The sequence below is a fragment of the Pseudomonas sp. Pseusp97 genome, from assembly GCF_047304025.1.
Classification (GTDB): domain Bacteria; phylum Pseudomonadota; class Gammaproteobacteria; order Pseudomonadales; family Pseudomonadaceae; genus Pseudomonas.
The window spans coordinates 1-17,626 of the sequence record NZ_JBGLYK010000116.1 but is presented as its reverse complement, the minus strand read 5'-3'; the positions used below and the strand labels follow the sequence as shown (position 1 = coordinate 17,626).

The window sequence follows — 17,626 nt, the reverse complement described above, 5'->3', positions numbered from 1 at the left end:
TCAGGGGTTGAGCGACATGGATGTCGCGAGAGCGCTGTCGGGCCAGGGATGGCCCGTCAGCGCGTGCCCCTGAAACTTCGCTTCAACGAGGGAATTTTTCGCCTAGGCGAAAAACCGGATGTCCGGGGCAAGACCTTTGCCTTTGGGGCGTTTGCCAAAGAAGGTCGCCCGAGGGGGCGAAACGAGAAGTCCGCGCACACGCCAAAGCGGCGCTGAACACCCAAGCTAAGGCAGTGACCGAAACACCAGCGCAAAAGAACGCGCCGGCCCTGTCGCGGATTACGGGTCGTATCGCTGGCCGGGAAAGAAAAAGGCCCCTTGCGGGGCCTTCGTTATTTGCGGACTTAGCGCGATGCCTTGCGCCGCAGCGCCGACGGGCTGAAGTTGGCTTCGTCCGGCGATGGCTGGCTGAAGTCGGCAGTGCCCGGTTCCTCGTTGTCCAGCCACTGGATGCTGTAGCGGTGCGCCTGCAGGTCATGGAAGGTATCCAGCGCCGTCCACACCATCGGCTGCTCGTAGAAGCTCTTCAGGTAGGCCTGGGACACGCGCCACAGCTCGCCGCGGCCATCGTACTGGTCCACCACGGCGGCGCCCCAGCTGTCCTCGTCGAGGTACAGGGTGCGACGCGAGTAGATGTGCCGCGCGCCGGGCTTCAGCTTGCCGTCCACCACCCACACGCGGTGCAGCTCGTAGCGGGTGTACTTGGGATTGATGTGGCCGGGGGTGAGCAGGTCCTTGTACTTCACCTCCGGGCTGGTGACCTGGTAGTTGTTATAGGGAATGTAGATTTCCTTCTTGCCCACCAGGGTCCAGTCGTAGCGGTCCGGCGCGCCGTTGTACATGTCGGTGTCGTCGGCGGTACGCAGGCCGTCGGAGTCTTCGATGGGGGTGTCGTAGGCCAGCGTCGGCGCGCGGCGCACGCGGCGCTGGCCGGGGTTGTAGCCCCAGGCCTGGCGCGGCTCCTTGACCTGGTCCAGGGTCTCCTGCACCAGCGCACCATTACCGGCCAGGCGGGCCGGGGCGGTGGTGAAGGTCATGTAGTAGAACATGGTGTTGCCGAGCTTTTCGAAGCTGCCTTTGGGGTCGTAGAAGCGGAACAGCGCCTCGTCCTGGGAGGTCACCAGTGCGTACGCGCCGTTGCGCTGCACGCCGGCCTGGGAGGAGCGCCGCACGATGTAGGTGCCGCGATAGCGCGCGATGTGGTTCCACACTGCTTCCACGCCGCTCTGCGGGATCGGGAACGGCACGCCGCCGTAGGCATCGGAGAAGCCGTTGCCGCCTTCCACCAGCTTGGCGCTGGTGGCGTTCTTGTAGATGTTGTCGTAGACCCACTGCGGCGCCGAGCCGGTGCGGTGGGTCTGGTAGACGGGCATCTGGTAGCTGTCCGGGTAGGCGTTGAACAGCGCGATCTGCCCCGGCGTCAGGTTCGCCTTGTACTGGTCGAGGTTGGCCTTGGTGATGACGAACTGCGGCTTCTCGCCAGCGAACGGATCGACGTGGTGCGAACCCGGCCCCTTGTAGCCGGCGGGCGCGGAGGTCAGGCCGCCGCTCCAGGCGGGAATGCTGCCGGCGGCGTTGCCGGCCTTCTCCGCGCCCATGGGCGTCAGCTTGCTCTTGAGCTGGGCGGCCTGGTCGGCCGGGACGGCGGCACGCGCATCGGTGACGGCCAGGGCCATCAGCGTGGCCAGGACGATCAGGGAACTCTTCTTGTACATGGTCCTCTCCGGATCAGAACGAGTATTTCGCGGTGATCGAGACGTTGTCGCGGTCGCGCATGGAGTTGCTGGAGCCGGCGCCGTAGTAGTTGGTGTACTGGGTGCCGACCTCGAAGGTGTTCAGGTAGCTGGCGTCGATACCGAGGGTGTAGGCCTTGCGGCCCTCGATGAAGTTGCCGGTACGGTCGGAGTTGCCGCTGAAGTCCTCCTGGTAGACGGCATAGGGCGACAGCTTCACCCCAGCGTAGACATCGTTCCAGCTGCCGGTGAGCAGCAGGGTGTAGCCATAGCTGTCGCGGTCGATCTGTACGTCGTCGCCGTTGCCGCCGACGTAGGCCTTGTCCTGGGCACCGACGAACTTGCGCTTGCTGCCGTCCCAGGCGGTGTACTCCAGGCTGCTGCCGCGGATGTGCTCGGAGGCCAGCTCGGCCACGCCGGTCATGGAGTCGAAGCTCAGGTGCGGGCCGAAGTTGTAGATGGTCGACAGCGAGATGTTGTAGGTCTCGGCGCGCTCGTAGTTTTCGAACAGCGCGCCGCGGCACAGCTGCTTGCCGGCCACCGGCGCGCAGGCCTGGCCAGCGGGCGCATTGGCGTCGAACAGGTTGGTCTGGCCGAGCACGCCCTGGGTCAGCAGGTCGCCGAGGATGTCGTCGGTGGCGGAGATGCTGATCGGCATGTTCGGCCGGTAGGCGATCTCGCCGGACACCGACGCATCGCCCAGGGTGGTGTTGAAGCTGAAGCCGTACATGCGGATGTCTTCGACGTAGTCGCGACGCGCCTCGGCGTTGCTGGCCATGTCCAGCGTGGCCAGCCCCGGCACCGCCTCGCCCAGGCCGAGCGGGCCGAGCAGTGCGTTCAGTTCGTCGACGTTGACGCCCTGGTAGCGGCGCAGGTCCACGGCGATCTGCGGCTCCTTGGCGTGGTAGTTGACGAAGTAGAAGCCGAACTCCGTGGAGTTGAGCTCCTCGGCGATGTAGCGGAAGGCCACGCCGAACTGGCCGCTGTCGCGGGCGTCGATGTCCTTGCCGACGTTGGCCACCTTGAAGGTGCCGGTGTTGGGGTTCAGGTAGGCGTTCGGCCCGTGCGGCCCGTTGCCCAGCAGCCCGAGGGAGGCAACCGTGGGGTAGCCGGCCAGCAGCTCCTTGATCAGCGGATTGTCCTCGGTGGTGTAGGCGGTGTTGCCGCCGTCGCTGAACAGGTCGGTGTCGGAAAAGTAGGTGCCCACCGAGTCCAGGCGGGTCTCCTTCCACTTCCACTGGTAGAAGGTCTCCATGGACAGGTCGTCGGTCAGTCCGAAGTTGAGGCTCAGCGCCTCGGTCGGCACCAGCACTTCCTTGAGTTCGGAGCCCGGCAGGTGGAAGCGCGCGGCGTCCACCGGGTTGATGGTGTTGATACCGCCCCGGTAGAACACGCCCTCGCCCCAGTTCAGCACCTGGCGGCCGACGCGGCCGGTCAGCGGGTGCTCGGCAACGTCCCAGCTGCCGGACAGGTAGGCGTCGAGCAGTTCGGCCTTGCGCCCGGCGATGTGGCGGGTGTCATCGGTGAAGTGATCGTCCTGCGGGAACGACTGGCTGGGACGCTCCACGCCGTTGGTGGTGTCGTAGTAGTCGTTGCGCTTGTCCATGATCTGCGTGTCGTAGTAGGCAGTGCCACGCATGAACAGGCCGTAATTCTGGTACTTGGCCGAGAGATCGGAGGTGAGCTTGAAGACCTGGGAAACCAGGCCGGTGTCGAAGTTGCGGTTGCCGTCGTCGGCGTTGATATCGGTGATATTGCTCTTGTCGCGGCCCTGCACGCGCCACATGGCGCCATAGGACAGCGTGCTGTCCAGCGAGCCGGTGATCTCGTTCTCGGCCAGCTTGAACTCCAGGGCCTGGGCCGAGCCCGCCACCAGCAGCGGCAGAAGCCCCATCACTGCCCCCGCCTTGCGCGGAGCCCAGAAAATGGACGAGCGCGCACCCAATCGACTGTTCATAGACAGCATTACCTCCATGGCCAAGATTTATCGCCCCGGTCATTGCGGCCGGCGCTGTTCTTATTCGTTTCTCGGCTGCCGAGGACCTCGGACAAACCGGGCCATCGTGCAGTAACACTCCTGCCAGAGCGCTTGCGGGCGCTTTGGCTCCCTCTCCTCTTCTGACTCGCACGCGGGAGTTGGGACTATCGTGCAGGCAAAGTAACAAACTGTTTCCCTGCTGCCAATCCGCAGATGTAATCCGCGTCACTCACAAGGCAAAGAAAAGCCCGGCAGATTGCCGGGCTTTTTTCATACAGAAAGGTTCGTCGCCGGAGCGAATACCGCGAGCGTTACTCGACGGTGAAGGTCTTCTCCGCGAGCAGACGGTCTCCCTGGAACACCATGAAGCGCCACTGGCCCTGCACGACCTCATGGTTCTCGGTGAACTGGTAGGCCATCACGTCGGTAGGCGCGCCCACCACCAGTTTCTGCACCACCTCGAACTTGTCGTGGCGCTGGCCGTCCGGAGTGACCACGCCGGGGGTGAAGTACAGCAGGGTCAACGGGGTGTCGCCTTCCTGCTTGCCGCTGAGCTGGTAGCGCATGCCGAACTGGGTGCCCAGCTTGGCCGGCACGCGGGTGGTCGACTCGATCTGCTGCTCGCTGCGGGTCAGCACGCGCTCGCCCGGCTGGTAGTCCTTGTAGTTGCTGACGAAGACGCCGTACTCGACCGGACCGTTGACGCGCACTTCGGCGAAGGCCGAGGAGGCAAAGGCACAAGCCAGGGAGAGAGCCAGGACTGCTGGCAGGCGGGAAATGGACATGTCGCGCTCCTTGTTGGGGTCCGCGCGAGGCTATGACATGGGCGTGACAGGCTGATGACAGCTTCAAGCCAGGCCGGTCGGCACCTTGCCAAGCGGCTATCATGCGTGGATCGGACCACTGGACAGCATCATGAGCGACAACCTGCTAAGCATCCGCCCCCGCGCCGAAGACGTCGAGGGCGTGCCCATCCTGCGGCCGTTGCCTTCGGCGCAGCGCCGCAATGTCGGCCCCTTCGTGTTCTTCGACCATATGCTCGAAAGCCGCTTTGCGCCGGAGCACGGCATGGACATCCGCCAGCACCCGCACATCGGCCTGTCCACCCTCACCTACCTGTTCGAGGGCCAGGTGCAGCACAAGGACAGCCTCGGCTCGGACCAGCTCGTGCTGCCCGGCGACGTCAGCTGGATGACCGCCGGGCGCGGCGTCGCCCACGTCGAGCGGACCCCGGCCGACCTGCTGCACAGCGGCTCGCGCCTGCACGGGCTACAGGCCTGGCTGGCCCTGCCGCGCGAGCTGGAAGGTTGCGAACCCAGCTACAGCCACCATGCCAGCGCCAGCCTGCCGGAGAGCGACAGCCTGGGCGTGCGCATCCGCATGATCGCAGGCTCAGGTTTCTGCCTGGAGTCCCCGGTACCGGTGCGTTCGAAGACGCTCTACGCCGACCTGCAGCTGACCGCCGGTGCGACGCTGGCGATCCCCGCCGAACATCCCGAGCGCGCGCTATACCTGATCGAAGGCGAGGCGCTGCTGGACGATGAGCCGCTACCGCTGCACCGGCTGGTGGTACTGCCCGAAGGCGAAACCTTCACCCTCTCCGCCTGTGGCGACTGCCACGCGGTGATCATCGGCGGCGAGCCGCTGGACGGGCCGAGGCGGATGAACTGGAACTTCGTCGCCAGCGACCCGGCTCTGATCGATAGCGCTCGCGCACGCTGGGCCGCTCGCGACTGGCCGACCGTGCCGGGCGAGTCGGAACGTATCGAGCTGCCGCGCTAGCGATACAGAGAAGCCGATCAGAAATCGCCTCCCGGCGGTCGAAACCGGCGAACGAAAGAGGACGTGCGCAGCGCTTTACCGGAACATCGCGCGTCCTGAACCCTTGCCAACGGCAAGCCCGCTACTTCTGGCCCAAGGAGTCCGTGATGGACCAGTCGACCGCCAACCGCCACACCAGCGCCCTCACCGTGCTGACCCTGCTGTTCTTCATGTGGGGCCTGATCACCTCGCTGAACGATATCCTCGTGCCGCATCTCAAGGCGGTCTTCACCCTGTCCTATGTGCAGGCCTCGCTGATCCAGTTCTGCTTCTTCGGCGCCTACTTCGTCATGTCCTTCCCCTCCGGGCGCCTGGTGGAAAGGGTCGGCTACAAGCGCGGGATCATCATCGGCCTCGCCACCGCGGGCATCGGCTGCCTGCTGTTCTACCCGGCGGCCAGTGCACAGTCCTATCCGTTCTTCCTCGCCGCGCTGTTCATCCTTGCCTCGGGCATCACCCTGCTGCAGGTCGCGGCCAACCCCTACGTGAACGTTCTCGGCCCGGCATCGACCGCTGCGAGCCGGCTGAACCTCACCCAGGCGTTCAACTCCCTGGGCACCACGGTCGGGCCGCTGGTGGGCTCGCTGACGATCCTCGCCATCGGTGCGGGAGCCGCTTCGCAGATCGGCTCCGCCGCCAGCGAAGCCGACTCGGTGAAGACGCCCTACCTGGTGCTCGCCGGCCTGCTGTTCGCCATTGCCGTGCTGATCGCCCTCTTCCGCCTGCCGCAGATCCACCACGGCGCACCCACCGATGGCGTGGCCGGGCGCCAGTCGATCTTCGCCCATCGGCACCTGGTCTTCGGGGTCATCGCGATCTTCTGCTACGTCGGCGCCGAGGTGTCCATCGGCAGCTACCTGGTCAGCCTGATGGGCCAGCCGGACATCGCCGGGCTGCCGGCCGAACAGGCCGGCAAGTACCTGTCGTTCTACTGGGGCGGCGCCATGGTCGGGCGCTTCATCGGCAGCGCGCTGATGCGCGCCATCGCGCCGAACCGGTTGCTGGCCTTCAACGCCGTGGCCATCGCCGTGCTGATCGGCATCGCGCTGAGTGTCGGCGGCCACGTGGCGATGTGGGCGCTGATCCTGATCGGCCTGTTCAACTCGATCATGTTCCCGACCATCTTCTCCCTGGCGCTGGAAGGCCTGGGCAACCTCACCAGCAAGGGTTCCGGCCTGCTCTGCATGGCCATAGTCGGCGGCGCGGTGATGCCGCTGGTGCAGGCCTTCTTCGCGGATCGCATCGGCCTGCTGCCCTCCTTCGCCGTGCCGCTGGTGTGCTACCTGTACATCGTCTGGTTCGGCGCCCGCGGCTATCGCGCCGACCAATCCCCTGCGGTTCCCGCCGGCAACCGCTGATGCCCTCGCTGACGGGGCGCACCGGCAGCGCCCCTATCGCCTGATTCCTACAGCCCTTTCGGCCTGCTCGCCCTAGCTGGCGGCAGGCCGCTGCCGAAGACTCCCTTCCTTTTCCCCGCCCCGGCCATGGCCGCGCGCCGGGGCATGACTCTCTTCAGGAAGGAGCCTCCGTGGCCGATCCCCTCTCGCTGGTCGTCAACGGCCAGCCCCGGCAGCTCACCGTGCCTGCCGATACGCCGCTGCTGTATGTCCTGCGCAACGACCTGCAACTCAACGGGCCCAAGTTCGGCTGCGGCCTGGGCGAGTGCGGCGCCTGCACCGTGCATCTGGATGGCGTCGCGACCCGCTCCTGCATCACCCCGCTCAGCGCCGCCGCAGGACGCCAGGTCACTACACTGGAAGGCCTCGGTACGCTCGAAGCGCCGCATCCTGTGCAGCAGGCCTTCATCGACGAGCAGGCCGCGCAATGCGGCTACTGCACCAACGGGATGGTCATGACCAGCGCCGCCCTGCTCGCCCGCATCCCCAACCCGAGCGACGAGCAGATTCGCCAGGAGCTGGCCTACAACCTGTGCCGTTGCGGTACCCACCTGGAAATCCTCAACGCCGTGCGGCGCGCCGCCGGCGAGGCCGGAGGTGGCGGACAGGGGAACCCGACATGAGCGCGAAGCCTTTCAGCCGCCGCAGCTTCCTCAAGGCAGGCGGCGCGCTGCTGGTCAGCGTGCAGTTGCCGCGCCCACTGCTGGCACAACCCACCAGCGCGCTTCCCCTGCCGCTGGATCAGGTCGACAGCTTCATCGCCATCGCCGGCAACGGCACCATCACTGCCGCGTGCGGCCATGTCGACCTGGGCACCGGCATCCGCACCGCGCTGAGCCAGCTGGTCGCCGAGGAACTGAACGTCGATATCCGGCAGGTGACCCTGCTGCTGGGCGACACCCGCTACACGCCCGACCAGGGGCCGACCATTGCCAGCTCCAGCCTGCAGGTCAGCGCCATTCCGCTGCGCCGGGCGGCGGCCGAAGCGCGGGAGTTCCTGATGCAGCGTGCAGCCCAGGTGCTCAAGACCGATATCCGCCAGCTGGGCTGCGCGGGCGGGGAAATCTTCGTCCTGCGCAAACCGACTCGCCGTATCGGTTATGGCGAACTGCTGCGCGGCGAGCGTTTCGAGTTGAAGATCGATGCCAGCACACCGCTCAAGCCGCACAGCGAATACCGGGTGGTCGGCCATTCGGTACCGCGCCTGGATATTCCGGCCAAGGTCACCGGCGAGCTGACCTACGTGCATGACATGCGCCTGCCGGGGATGCTCCATGGCCGCGTAGTGCGCCCTCCCTTTACCGGCGCGGACGTCAACGCGCCGCTGGGCAGGAGCCTGGTGGAGGTGGACGAGCGATCCGTCGCTCACTTGCCGGGCTTCGTCCGGCTGGTGGTGGTGGGTGATTTCATCGGCGTGGTGGTCGAGCGCGAGGAACAGGCGATCCGCATCGCGCGGGCGCTGAAGGTACGCTGGAAGAGCTGGAGCGACCTGCCGCCGCTCGGTCTCGACGACCTGGAAGCAACCCTGCGCGCCCATCCCAGGCAGCCTCGCCTGCTGCAAGACGATGCGCAGATCGAAGCAGTGCTCAAACAGGTCGAGCGCCCGCTGCAGCGCACCTACGTCTGGCCCTACCAGCAGCATGCTTCCATCGGTCCTTCCTGTGCACTGGCGCACTTCGAGGACGGCGTGATCAAGGTCTGGTCCGGCAGCCAGAATCCCCACGACCTGCGCGCCGACCTGGCGGTACTGCTGGGTATGCAGGCCGAGCAGGTCGAGGTCATCCGGATGGAGGCGTCCGGCTGCTACGGGCGCAACTGTGCCGATGACGTCGCCGCCGATGCCGCCCTGCTCGCCATCGCGGTCGGCCGACCGGTGCGTGTGCAACTGACACGCGAGCAGGAGCATGGCTGGGAGCCCAAGGGGGCGGCGCAACTGATCGAAGTGCGCGGTGGGCTGGACAAGGACGGCAACGTGGCCGCCTACGACTTCGCCACCTGCTACCCCTCCAACAACGGCATCAATCTGGCGCTGCTGCTCACCTCGCGGGTGGACTTGAAGCCCCAGGTGACGCAGATGGGCGACCGCACCGCCATCCCGCAGTACGCCTATCCGCACATGCGCGTGGTCTGCAACGACGCCGCGCCCATCGTTCGCGCGTCGTGGATGCGCGGCGTCTCCGCACTCCCCAACGTTTTCGCCCACGAGTCCTATATCGATGAACTGGCGCAGATGGCCGGCGCCGACCCCATCGAGCTCCGCCTGCGCTACCTGCACGACGAGCGCGCGGTGGCGCTGATCAGGTCGCTGGCCACTTCCGCGCGCTGGCAGCCGCGCGTCTCACCCAACCCGCTGGCGCGCCAGGGCAACCTGCTGGTCGGGCGCGGCTTCGCCTATGCGCGCTACTTCCACAGCGCCTTCCCGGGGTTCGGCTCGGCCTGGGCGGCCTGGATAGTGGACGTCGAGGTCGAGCCGCACACCGGTGCCGTGCGCGTGACGGACGTGCACGTGGCCCAGGACTGCGGGCAGATGGTCAACCCCGATGGAGTGCGCCATCAGGTCCATGGCAACGTGATCCAGGCCACCAGCCGCGCGTTGCTGGAGTACACCACTTTCGACCGCTGCGGTGTCACCAGCCTGGAATGGGGCGGATACCCGATCCTCGGCTTCCCCCAGGTGCCGAGGATCACCGCGCTGCTGCTCGACCGCCCCGGAGCGCCGCCGCTGGGAGCCGGGGAAGCCACCTCCGTTCCCGGCGCCGCCGCCATCGCCAATGCCCTGCACGATGCCACCGGCGTGCGTTTCACTCGCCCGCCGTTCACGCCCGAGCGGGTTCGCGCCGCCCTGCAAGGGAAGCAACCGACATGAAGAACTTTTCACTGGCCGCCATCGGCGGAATTGCCGGCCTGGTAGCGGCGTGCCTGCTCCTCAGCTGGCAGCCCGGCATCGCGCCCATCGAGCCCCCCGAACCGGCCAGCTTCAGCGCCGAAGCCATCGCTCGCGGGCAGCAGTTGGCCGCTCTGGGCGGCTGCGCTACGTGCCACACCCGCGACGGCGGCGCTGCGTTGACCGGCGGTCGCGCCATGCCCACGCCGTTCGGCACGCTCTACACCACCAACCTCACCCCGGACCGCGACACCGGCATCGGCGCCTGGTCCTTCGCCGCCTTCAAGCGGGCCATGCGCGAAGGCATCTCGCGCGAGGGTGCCTTCCTCTACCCGGCCTTCCCCTATCCCGCGTTCACCCGCGTCGGCGACGAAGACCTGCGCGACCTCTACGCCTACCTGATGAGCCGCCCGGCCATCGCGGCGGCTACGCCGGACGACCGCCTGCGCTTCCCTTACAACCAGCGTCGGATCATGGCGGGCTGGAACTTCCTGTTCTTCGACGAGGGGCCCTTCCAGCCGAAGCCGCAGCGCGATGCAGCCTGGAATCGCGGTGCCTATCTGGTGGAAGGACTGGGCCATTGCAGCGCCTGCCACTCGCCACGCAACGTCCTGGGCGCGGAACGCTCCGGCAGGCAACGCTTCGCCGGCGCGACGGTGGACGGATGGCAGGCTCCGCCGCTCAATGAACTCAGCAAATCTGCTATCGCCTGGACCCAGGCAACGCTGCTGGAGTACCTACGCAACGGTTTTTCCCGCTACCACGGCGCCGCCGCCGGCCCCATGGCGCCGGTGGCCGCGGGGCTCACGCAGCAACCGGACGCGGACCTGCAGGCCATGGCGCGCTACCTCGCGACCTTCCTGCCGGAGCAGCCGGGAGACTTCTCGCCCGAGAAACGGAAAGTCGAACTGGAGCAACGCACCTACGGCACCCTGCAGCCCGTCAGTAGCAGCGGAGGCCGCATTTTCAGTGGTGCCTGCATGGCCTGCCACCACGATGGTGACGGCCCGAGGCTCGATGGAGTGCAACCGTCGCTGGCGGTGAGCGGCAAGCTGTACGCGGCCACGCCGGACAACCTGCTGAAGGTGATCCTGGAGGGCATCGGCAATCCCGCACGGCCGCAGCTGGGCTACATGCCGGCATTCCGCCATAGCCTGAACAACGAGCAGATCATCGCGCTGGCGCGTTACCTGCGGGAGGATTTCGCCGGCCTGCCAGCCTGGCCGGACCTGGAGTTCAAGGTGGCCAAGCTGCGTTGAGTCCTGCACGGGGGAGCGGCGCGACGCCCTCCCCCGGTCGGGTCAGGCGCCGAAGCGCTCGTCCAGCAGGTCGAACATGGCGGCAAAGGCACGGCGCGCCACCTTGGCGTCGTACTGCATCTTGCCCGGGATCTGCGCATGCGGATCGGTGAAGGAATGCGCCGCGCCGCCATAGCTGGTCAGCGCCCAATCGACCTTGGCGTCGATCATTTCCTTGGCGAACTCGGTCAGCTGCTCACGCGGCACGAAGGGATCGATGGCGCCGTCGAGGACCAGCACCGAGCCCTTGATGTTCTGCGCATCGGCCGGGTTCGGCGTATCCAGGGTGCCATGGAAGGACACCGCAGCCGCCAGTGGCGCGCCGTCGCGGGCCAGTTCCAGTGCGCAGCAGCCGCCGAAGCAGAAGCCGAAGGTGGCCAGCCGGCTGGTATCCAGCGGCGCCTTGCCGGCCTGCTCCAGCAGGGTGGCGAGGGAAAGCTGCATGCGCTTGCGCAGCAGCGCGCGGTCATCCTTGAGCGGCATCATGGCGGCGGCCGCCTGCTCCGTGCCGTTGGGGCGCACGTCCTTGCCATACAGGTCGGCCACCAGCACTACGTAGCCGCGCTCGGCGACGTTGCGCGCGATATCCACGGCGCCCTGGCTGACGCCCATCCAGTTCGGCGCCATCAGCAGGCCGGGGCGCGGTGCGTTGCTGGCAGCATCGAATACCAGTTGGCCCTCGAAGGACACGCCGTCCTGACTGTAGGCGACCGGTTGCACGCTGATCTGACTCATTGGGGTAGTCCTCTAGTGAATGCCGGAGAAATATAGCGAACCGGGATCGACCTTATTCAACAATCTCGGGAGCGGCAGGTGATTCCTGCACGGGCGGCTGTCAGGACGGCGCGTCTATCGCCAGCAAGGTACGGACCAACCGGGCCGCATAGTCCGCCTCGAAACGGTAGCCGCCCTCGCCGTGAACGATGCTGCCGGCGGCGAGCCGCGCATCCCACCAGTCACGCAGGAAGCCGGGGGCATAGCCGCCGGTGCAGAACCCGTAAAGGTCGGCCACATAGCGGGTAGTCAGCATCAGCGTGTAGCAGGGGCGCCGGTAATCGCTCTGCTCCCGGGAGCAGTCATGGAAGTCTTCGTATGACTCGGCAAGCTTGAGCTGGGAGAACAGCCAGAACATGGCGTCGTACATCAGCTGCGAATCCGGGTCGGCATGGATGGCGAAGAAGCCCTTGGCGCGCACGATCCGCTCGGCCAGGCGGCGGATGTAGCGCTCGCCATCGGGCAGTTCGGCCGCCGCTGCATCCAGGGCGCGGCGCAGGATGGGCGACAGCGTGCCGCGCTGCACCGTCGCGAGATCGGCTTCGAAAGTTTCCGCGTCGTCGTTGAACTCGTCCTCGCTGACCAGCCCGCGGATGAAGGTCGCGAAGTCCGGCGCGACCTCGGTAATCGCAAAGTCGGCTTCCTGGTCCACATAGACCACCCGTGGCTCGCCCTGTGGGCCGCACTGGCGGTAGTCGAGCATGATCATCTCGTGCCCGGCGCTGGGGGTATTGGCGATGGCGATGCCGATGTCCGGATAGCCCCACTCGGAGCGCATGAAGGCCGACCCGAGAGCACCGCACAGCGAATAGGTCGCCGTGCGCCCGATGGCATAGAGACCGGTGATGGCGATGTGGTCCTCGGCCCAGCCGGTCGGTTCATCCATCGGGTAGCAGCAGCGCTCGACAGCGCCGCCATTGCGCAGGCGTGCCAGCTCCACATAGGCGTCCGGCAATCGATAGCCGCACTCCGCCTCGATCTGCGCAATCAGTTCGTCGCTGGGGGCTGGCTCGGTGTAGCGGCTGGCGGAGTAGTCGCCATCGTCCCAGAAGCCTTCCAGATCGAAGCCCGCGAAGGCCCCGGTAGTTCTCGCAACAGTTTGTGTCATTCCCTTCTCCCTTTGCGGCGCAGATGCCTGCATCCGCGCTGAGTCAGCGTTCCGAGCCGTCGATCGTCCTTGCACGGGATCTTTCATCGCCAGGCTCAATGAAAAACGCCACGATTCCAGCACTGAAATCGTGGCGTCTGTTCAAGCCTTCACGGCGCTCAGGCGGACAGCTCCACCAGCAGCTTGTTCAGGCGGCGCACGTAGGCGGCCGGGTCCTTCAGGCTGTCCCCCGCGGCCAGGGCGGCCTGGTCGAAGAGGATGCGGGTCAGCTCGCCGAAGCGAGCTTCGTCGGCTTCCGCGTCGAGTTTCTCGATCAGCGGGTGGGCCGGGTTGAACTCGAAGATCGGCTTGGCCTCCGGCACCTTCTGCCCGCTGGCCTCGAGGATCTGGCGCATCTGCAGGCCCAGGTCCTGCTCGCCGATGGCGAGGATCGCCGGCGAATCGGTCAGGCGGTGGGATACGCGCACCTCGGCGACTTCATCGCCCAGCGCGGCCTTCAGGCGCTCGGCCAGGCCTTCCTTCGCCTTGGCGATCTCTTCCTGGGCCTTCTTGTCCTCTTCGGAATCCAGCTTGCCCAGGTCCAGGTCGCCACGAGCCACATCGACGAACTGCTTGCCGTCGAACTCCGGCAGGTAGCTCATCAGCCATTCGTCGATGCGGTCGGTGAGCAGCAGCACTTCGATGCCTTTCTTGCGGAAGACTTCCAGGTGCGGGCTGTTCTTCACCTGGGCATAGGACTCGCCGGTGAGGTAGTAGATCTTGTCCTGGCCTTCCTTCAGGCGACCGATGTAGTCAGCCAGGGAAACGCTCTGCTCGCCGCTCTCGTCGCTGGTGGAAGAGAAGCGCAGCAGGCCGGCGATCTTGTCCTTGTTGGCGAAGTCCTCGGCCGGGCCTTCCTTGAGCACCTGGCCGAAGTTCTTCCAGAAGCCCTTGTAGGCTTCGGCGTCGTTGCTGGCCAGTTTCTCCAGCATGTCCAGCGAGCGCTTGGTCAGCGCCGACTTCATCGAATCGACGATCGGGCCGGACTGCAGGATCTCGCGGGAGACGTTCAGCGACAGGTCGTTGGAGTCCACCACACCCTTGACGAAGCGCAGGTACAGCGGCAGGAACTGGTCGGCCTGGTCCATGATGAACACGCGCTGCACGTACAGCTTCAGGCCGCGCGGGGCCTCGCGGTGGTACAGGTCGAACGGCGCGCGGGACGGTACGTAGAGCAGCGAGGTGTACTCGAGCTTGCCCTCGACCTTGTTGTGGCTCCAGGTCAGCGGGTTCTCGAAGTCGTGGGCGATGTGCTTGTAGAACTCCTGGTATTCCTCGTCCTTCACCTCGGTGCGCGGACGGGTCCACAGGGCGCTGGCACGGTTGACCACTTCCCACTCGGCCTCGGCCGGCTTGTCCTTCTCCTCGCCGTAATGCTCTTTCGGCAGCTCGATGGGCAGCGCGATGTGGTCCGAGTACTTCTTGACGATATTGCGCAGGCGCCAGCCGTCGGCGAACTCGTCCTCGCCCTCCTTGAGGTGCAGGACGATACGGGTGCCGCGTTCGGCTTTCTCGATGGTCGCGACCTCGAACTCGCCCTCGCCTCTGGACGACCAGTGCACGCCCTCGCTGGCCGGCGCGCCGGCGCGGCGGGTGAAGACGTCGACCTTGTCGGCGACGATGAAGGCGCTGTAGAAGCCCACGCCGAACTGGCCGATCAGGTGCGAATCCTTCTTCTGGTCGCCCGACAGGTTCTTCAGGAAGTCGGCGGTGCCGGACTTGGCGATGGTGCCCAGGTGCGCGATCACTTCCTCGCGGCTCATGCCGATGCCGTTGTCTTCGAGGGTGACGGTCTTGGCGTCCTTGTCGAAGCTCACACGGATCTTCAGCTCCGCGCCGCCTTCGAGCAGCTCGGGCTTGGCCAGCGCCTCGAAACGCAGCTTGTCGGCCGCGTCGGAAGCATTGGAAATCAGTTCGCGAAGGAAGATTTCCTTGTTCGAATACAGGGAGTGAATCATCAGGTGAAGCAGTTGCTTCACTTCGGTCTGGAAGCCCAGTGTTTCTTTTTGAGTCTCCGCGCTCATCGTTTCTCGCTCCGAGGTGACAAATGCCGCGTCTTGCGGCCGATGTCAGCGAGATGGGGGCTTCCCGAACCAATTCAAGGGGTTGGCGAAAATTCGCCAACCCTTCGGCAAGGGCCGCTGGCGCAGGATCAGCGTGCCGACAGCTCGATGTCCGTGATCTCGCTGGGGCGCAGCGTGTAGCTGGCCTCTCCCGGCCCGTCGATGACCTGGCGGATGACGATGCGACCGTCGGCATCGAGGCCGACGAACACGCCCTCGGCGATCCGACCGCGCTCGGTTGTCACGCGCATGCCGCGATTGACGTAGCGCTGCGGAGCGGACAGCAGGCGTTCCAGAGGCAGGCGGCCGCTTTCCACTGCCTGCGGCACAGGGACGCTCGCCTGCGCGGGAACCGCGGACGGCGCCGGCGTCGCGGCGGCGCTCACCGCCTTCAGTCGCGGATAGCGGTCGCCACGCACGCCCCAGCCGCGAGCAGGGGTTTTTTCCAGCGTGACCTGCAGGGCTTGCGATTCGCCACCGACCTCGACCGTCAAGGGCACCTCCTGGGCGGCCCGCTGGGTGTCCAGCGCAGGCATCCTGCTGATGGCTACATCGCGGCGGGCGAAGCGACGCTGCAGATAGTCCTGCAGTACGTAGCGCAGGGTATCGCGCGAATCGAAGCGGGTATCCACCTCGCCGTCGCGGTAGCGCAGGCGGTCGGTAAAGACTTCGATGGTGCCCGACAGCGTGGTCTGCATTTCCGCCGGCAGCACCAGGTGGAAGGCGCCTTCCATGCGGTTCGGGGCCTTGGGTGTCAGGTCCAGGTGCAGGCTGTAGCCACGCTGCAGGCGCACCGCCTCGGGCAGGTCCTGGCCCGGCGCGAGCCAGCTGACTTCTATTTCCGGCAGGCGGCCCTTGTCGTCGGGCAGCACGTCCAGCCGGACCGGCCCGCTGACGGGCGCCGCCAGGCGCACCTGGACTTCGCGGTGGGCATAGAAGTCCTGTCCTTCGCGCAGGCTGAGCACGCCGTCGATGAACTCGGCCTGCTCCGGCACGAAGGCCCTGCCATTGAGTTCACCGCGCAGGCTGATGGCCAGTTCGGGCTTGGCCACCGGCTCGGGTGTGAGCCATTCCAGGCTGAGGATGGCTTGCAGGCGGCCGCTGTCCTGGGCGGCCAGCATCGTCAGCCCGACCACCAGCGGAATGCAGCCCAGCGCCCCAAGGGCGACTGCACTTCGGGCGTGCCGCCAGTGGATCAGCATGAACAACAGCGCCAAGGGTGGCAGCAGGCTGGCGAGCCCCCAGAACAGGCTGCGTTCGAACGCGCGGGCGATCAGCCAGACATACCCGGCGAGGATCAGCAGCAGGCCGAGCAGGATGAGCAGCGTATCCATTCAGGCGCCGTCGACCTTGAAGTGCGCACGGGCGGTGGCGATCGGCTCGGTGCGGGTGGTCTGCCAGGCGGTGATGGCGACGTTGGCCACGCGCCTGCCCTGGCGCCAGACCTGGCACTGCGCGTAGGTATCGCGGAAGTGCCCGGCGCGCAGGTAGTCGATGGAAAAGTCGATGATCTTGGGCATGTGCGGGATGCCCATGAACATCAGCAGGTGCAGCAACGCCGATTGCTCCATGAAGCCGGCGATCACCCCGCCATGCAGGGCCGGCAGCGTCGGGTTGCCGATGTTGTCCGGGTTGGCCGGCAGGTGGAAGATCGCGTCGTCGCCCAGGCGCAGGCAGCGGATGCCGAGCAGCCGGGCGTAGGGGATCATGTCCAGCAGCGGATCGTAGTTCTTGCTCTCGTGCGCCGCGCGCACCATGGCCTCGATATTCACCGCGCTCATGCCTGCCCCCCATCGACGTCGCGCTTCACCGCGCCGGCGGAGACCGCCTTGCCCATGCGCATGAAGGTGCCGACCACGTGGGCGATGGGCTCCGACGGGTCGTCCTGGTAGGCGTAGCCGCGGGTGAAGATGATGTTCGGGGTGACCCGGTAGCACTCGGCGAATCCGTAGACATCCTTGTGCGGTTGCGCCGGGTGCATGTAGTCGATGCGCAGGTCCAGGGTCGGGCAGATCTCGAACTGCGGCAGCACGCAGACGGTCGAGATGCCGCAGGTGGTGTCCATCAGCGTGGTGATGGCGCCGCCATGGATCACGCCGGTTTCCGGGTTGCCGACTATGGCTTGGCTGTAGGGAAGCCGCAGGGTCAGGCCGGTAGCGTCCGCCGCGTGCGCACTGATGCCCAGCAACTGGCAGTGGCGCAGTGCCGACAGGAAGCGCTGGGCGCGCTCAAGGAGTGGATTTTCGGACATGGGAGGGGGTGACCGATTGACTGCACGGGGCCGCATGATACCCCGGCCGCTGTCACTGCTGCAGTGATGGGTTGGTGGGGCGCTGGAATAATCGTTGAACTAATTCACACAACTTCGACTCCAAGCGCTAACACCAGGAAAGCCACACATGGAGGCTCCGCATGAAAAAAACCCTTCCCTTCGCTCTGCTGATCGTCGCTGGCCTCGGCCTTGCCGCCTGCGACAAGAAAGAAGAGCCGAAAGCCCCGGCCGCCCCCGCCGCGACCGAGCAGCCGGCAAC

The 17,626-nt window shown here is 66.3% G+C and carries 14 protein-coding genes and 1 pseudogene; 6 read left to right on the top strand and 9 right to left on the bottom strand.

Going from position 1 to position 17,626, the window contains the following annotated elements; all coding sequences use genetic code 11:
- Positions 1 to 344 precede the first annotated feature (344 nt).
- From ACCC94_RS18510 to ACCC94_RS18500, 3 genes are all read right to left on the bottom strand, one after another.
- The gene (locus ACCC94_RS18510) at positions 345 to 1,715 is read right to left on the bottom strand and encodes a DUF1329 domain-containing protein (RefSeq protein ID WP_413350958.1); all 1,371 of its coding nucleotides are present in this window, start codon (positions 1,713 to 1,715) and stop codon (positions 345 to 347) included.
- Positions 1,716 to 1,728: 13 nt separating this feature from the next.
- The gene (locus ACCC94_RS18505) at positions 1,729 to 3,690 is read right to left on the bottom strand and encodes a DUF1302 domain-containing protein (protein ID WP_413350957.1); all 1,962 of its coding nucleotides are present in this window, start codon (positions 3,688 to 3,690) and stop codon (positions 1,729 to 1,731) included.
- Between the two features lie 332 nt (positions 3,691 to 4,022).
- Positions 4,023 to 4,496, bottom strand: coding sequence for a DUF3859 domain-containing protein (locus tag ACCC94_RS18500; RefSeq protein WP_413350955.1), 474 nt, complete (start codon positions 4,494 to 4,496; stop codon positions 4,023 to 4,025).
- Between the two features lie 130 nt (positions 4,497 to 4,626).
- On the opposite strand from ACCC94_RS18500, the gene ACCC94_RS18495 reads away from it, so the two are divergent.
- The 5 genes from ACCC94_RS18495 to ACCC94_RS18475 all read left to right on the top strand — a co-directional run bounded on the left by ACCC94_RS18495 (position 4,627) and on the right by ACCC94_RS18475 (position 11,072).
- Positions 4,627 to 5,493 carry a pirin family protein gene (locus tag ACCC94_RS18495; protein ID WP_413350954.1) on the top strand — a complete coding sequence of 289 codons (867 nt, stop codon included), beginning with the start codon at positions 4,627 to 4,629 and terminating at the stop codon, positions 5,491 to 5,493.
- Between the two features lie 146 nt (positions 5,494 to 5,639).
- Positions 5,640 to 6,890 carry a sugar MFS transporter gene (locus ACCC94_RS18490; RefSeq protein ID WP_413350953.1) on the top strand — a complete coding sequence of 417 codons (1,251 nt, stop codon included), beginning with the start codon at positions 5,640 to 5,642 and terminating at the stop codon, positions 6,888 to 6,890.
- 170 nt (positions 6,891 to 7,060) lie between these two features.
- Positions 7,061 to 7,552: a (2Fe-2S)-binding protein gene (locus ACCC94_RS18485; protein WP_413350951.1), complete on the top strand. Its 492-nt coding sequence runs from the start codon at positions 7,061 to 7,063 to the stop codon at positions 7,550 to 7,552.
- On the top strand, positions 7,549 to 9,795 hold the full coding sequence (locus ACCC94_RS18480) for a molybdopterin cofactor-binding domain-containing protein (RefSeq protein ID WP_413350950.1): 2,247 nt from the start codon (positions 7,549 to 7,551) through the stop codon (positions 9,793 to 9,795). Before ACCC94_RS18485 ends, ACCC94_RS18480 begins: the two co-directional genes overlap by 4 nt.
- Positions 9,792 to 11,072 (top strand): cytochrome c, encoded by a 1,281-nt coding sequence (locus tag ACCC94_RS18475; protein ID WP_413350948.1) that lies wholly within the window; start codon positions 9,792 to 9,794, stop codon positions 11,070 to 11,072. The genes ACCC94_RS18480 and ACCC94_RS18475 overlap by 4 nt, the downstream gene beginning before the upstream one ends.
- A gap of 42 nt (positions 11,073 to 11,114) precedes the next feature.
- Here ACCC94_RS18475 and ACCC94_RS18470 read toward each other — a convergent pair whose 3' ends face one another.
- The 6 genes from ACCC94_RS18470 to ACCC94_RS18445 form a co-directional block, all read right to left on the bottom strand.
- Positions 11,115 to 11,846, bottom strand: a complete 732-nt coding sequence (locus tag ACCC94_RS18470) for a dienelactone hydrolase family protein (RefSeq protein WP_413350947.1) — start codon at positions 11,844 to 11,846, stop codon at positions 11,115 to 11,117.
- Between the two features lie 100 nt (positions 11,847 to 11,946).
- Positions 11,947 to 12,993 (bottom strand): SMI1/KNR4 family protein, encoded by a 1,047-nt coding sequence (locus ACCC94_RS18465; protein WP_413350945.1) that lies wholly within the window; start codon positions 12,991 to 12,993, stop codon positions 11,947 to 11,949.
- A 158-nt stretch (positions 12,994 to 13,151) separates the two neighbouring features.
- Positions 13,152 to 15,056, bottom strand: coding sequence for a molecular chaperone HtpG (gene htpG, locus ACCC94_RS18460; RefSeq protein WP_413350944.1), 1,905 nt, complete (start codon positions 15,054 to 15,056; stop codon positions 13,152 to 13,154).
- A 128-nt stretch (positions 15,057 to 15,184) separates the two neighbouring features.
- The gene (locus ACCC94_RS18455; RefSeq protein ID WP_413350943.1) at positions 15,185 to 16,429 is read right to left on the bottom strand and encodes an MFS transporter; all 1,245 of its coding nucleotides are present in this window, start codon (positions 16,427 to 16,429) and stop codon (positions 15,185 to 15,187) included.
- On the bottom strand, positions 16,430 to 16,876 hold the full coding sequence (locus ACCC94_RS18450) for a PaaI family thioesterase (RefSeq protein ID WP_081516718.1): 447 nt from the start codon (positions 16,874 to 16,876) through the stop codon (positions 16,430 to 16,432).
- Positions 16,873 to 17,346 (bottom strand): PaaI family thioesterase, encoded by a 474-nt coding sequence (locus ACCC94_RS18445; RefSeq protein ID WP_413350942.1) that lies wholly within the window; start codon positions 17,344 to 17,346, stop codon positions 16,873 to 16,875. Before ACCC94_RS18445 ends, ACCC94_RS18450 begins: the two co-directional genes overlap by 4 nt.
- 161 nt (positions 17,347 to 17,507) lie before the next feature.
- On the opposite strand from ACCC94_RS18445, the pseudogene ACCC94_RS18440 reads away from it, so the two are divergent.
- Positions 17,508 to 17,626, top strand: a pseudogene (locus ACCC94_RS18440) (hypothetical protein); the annotation flags it as partial.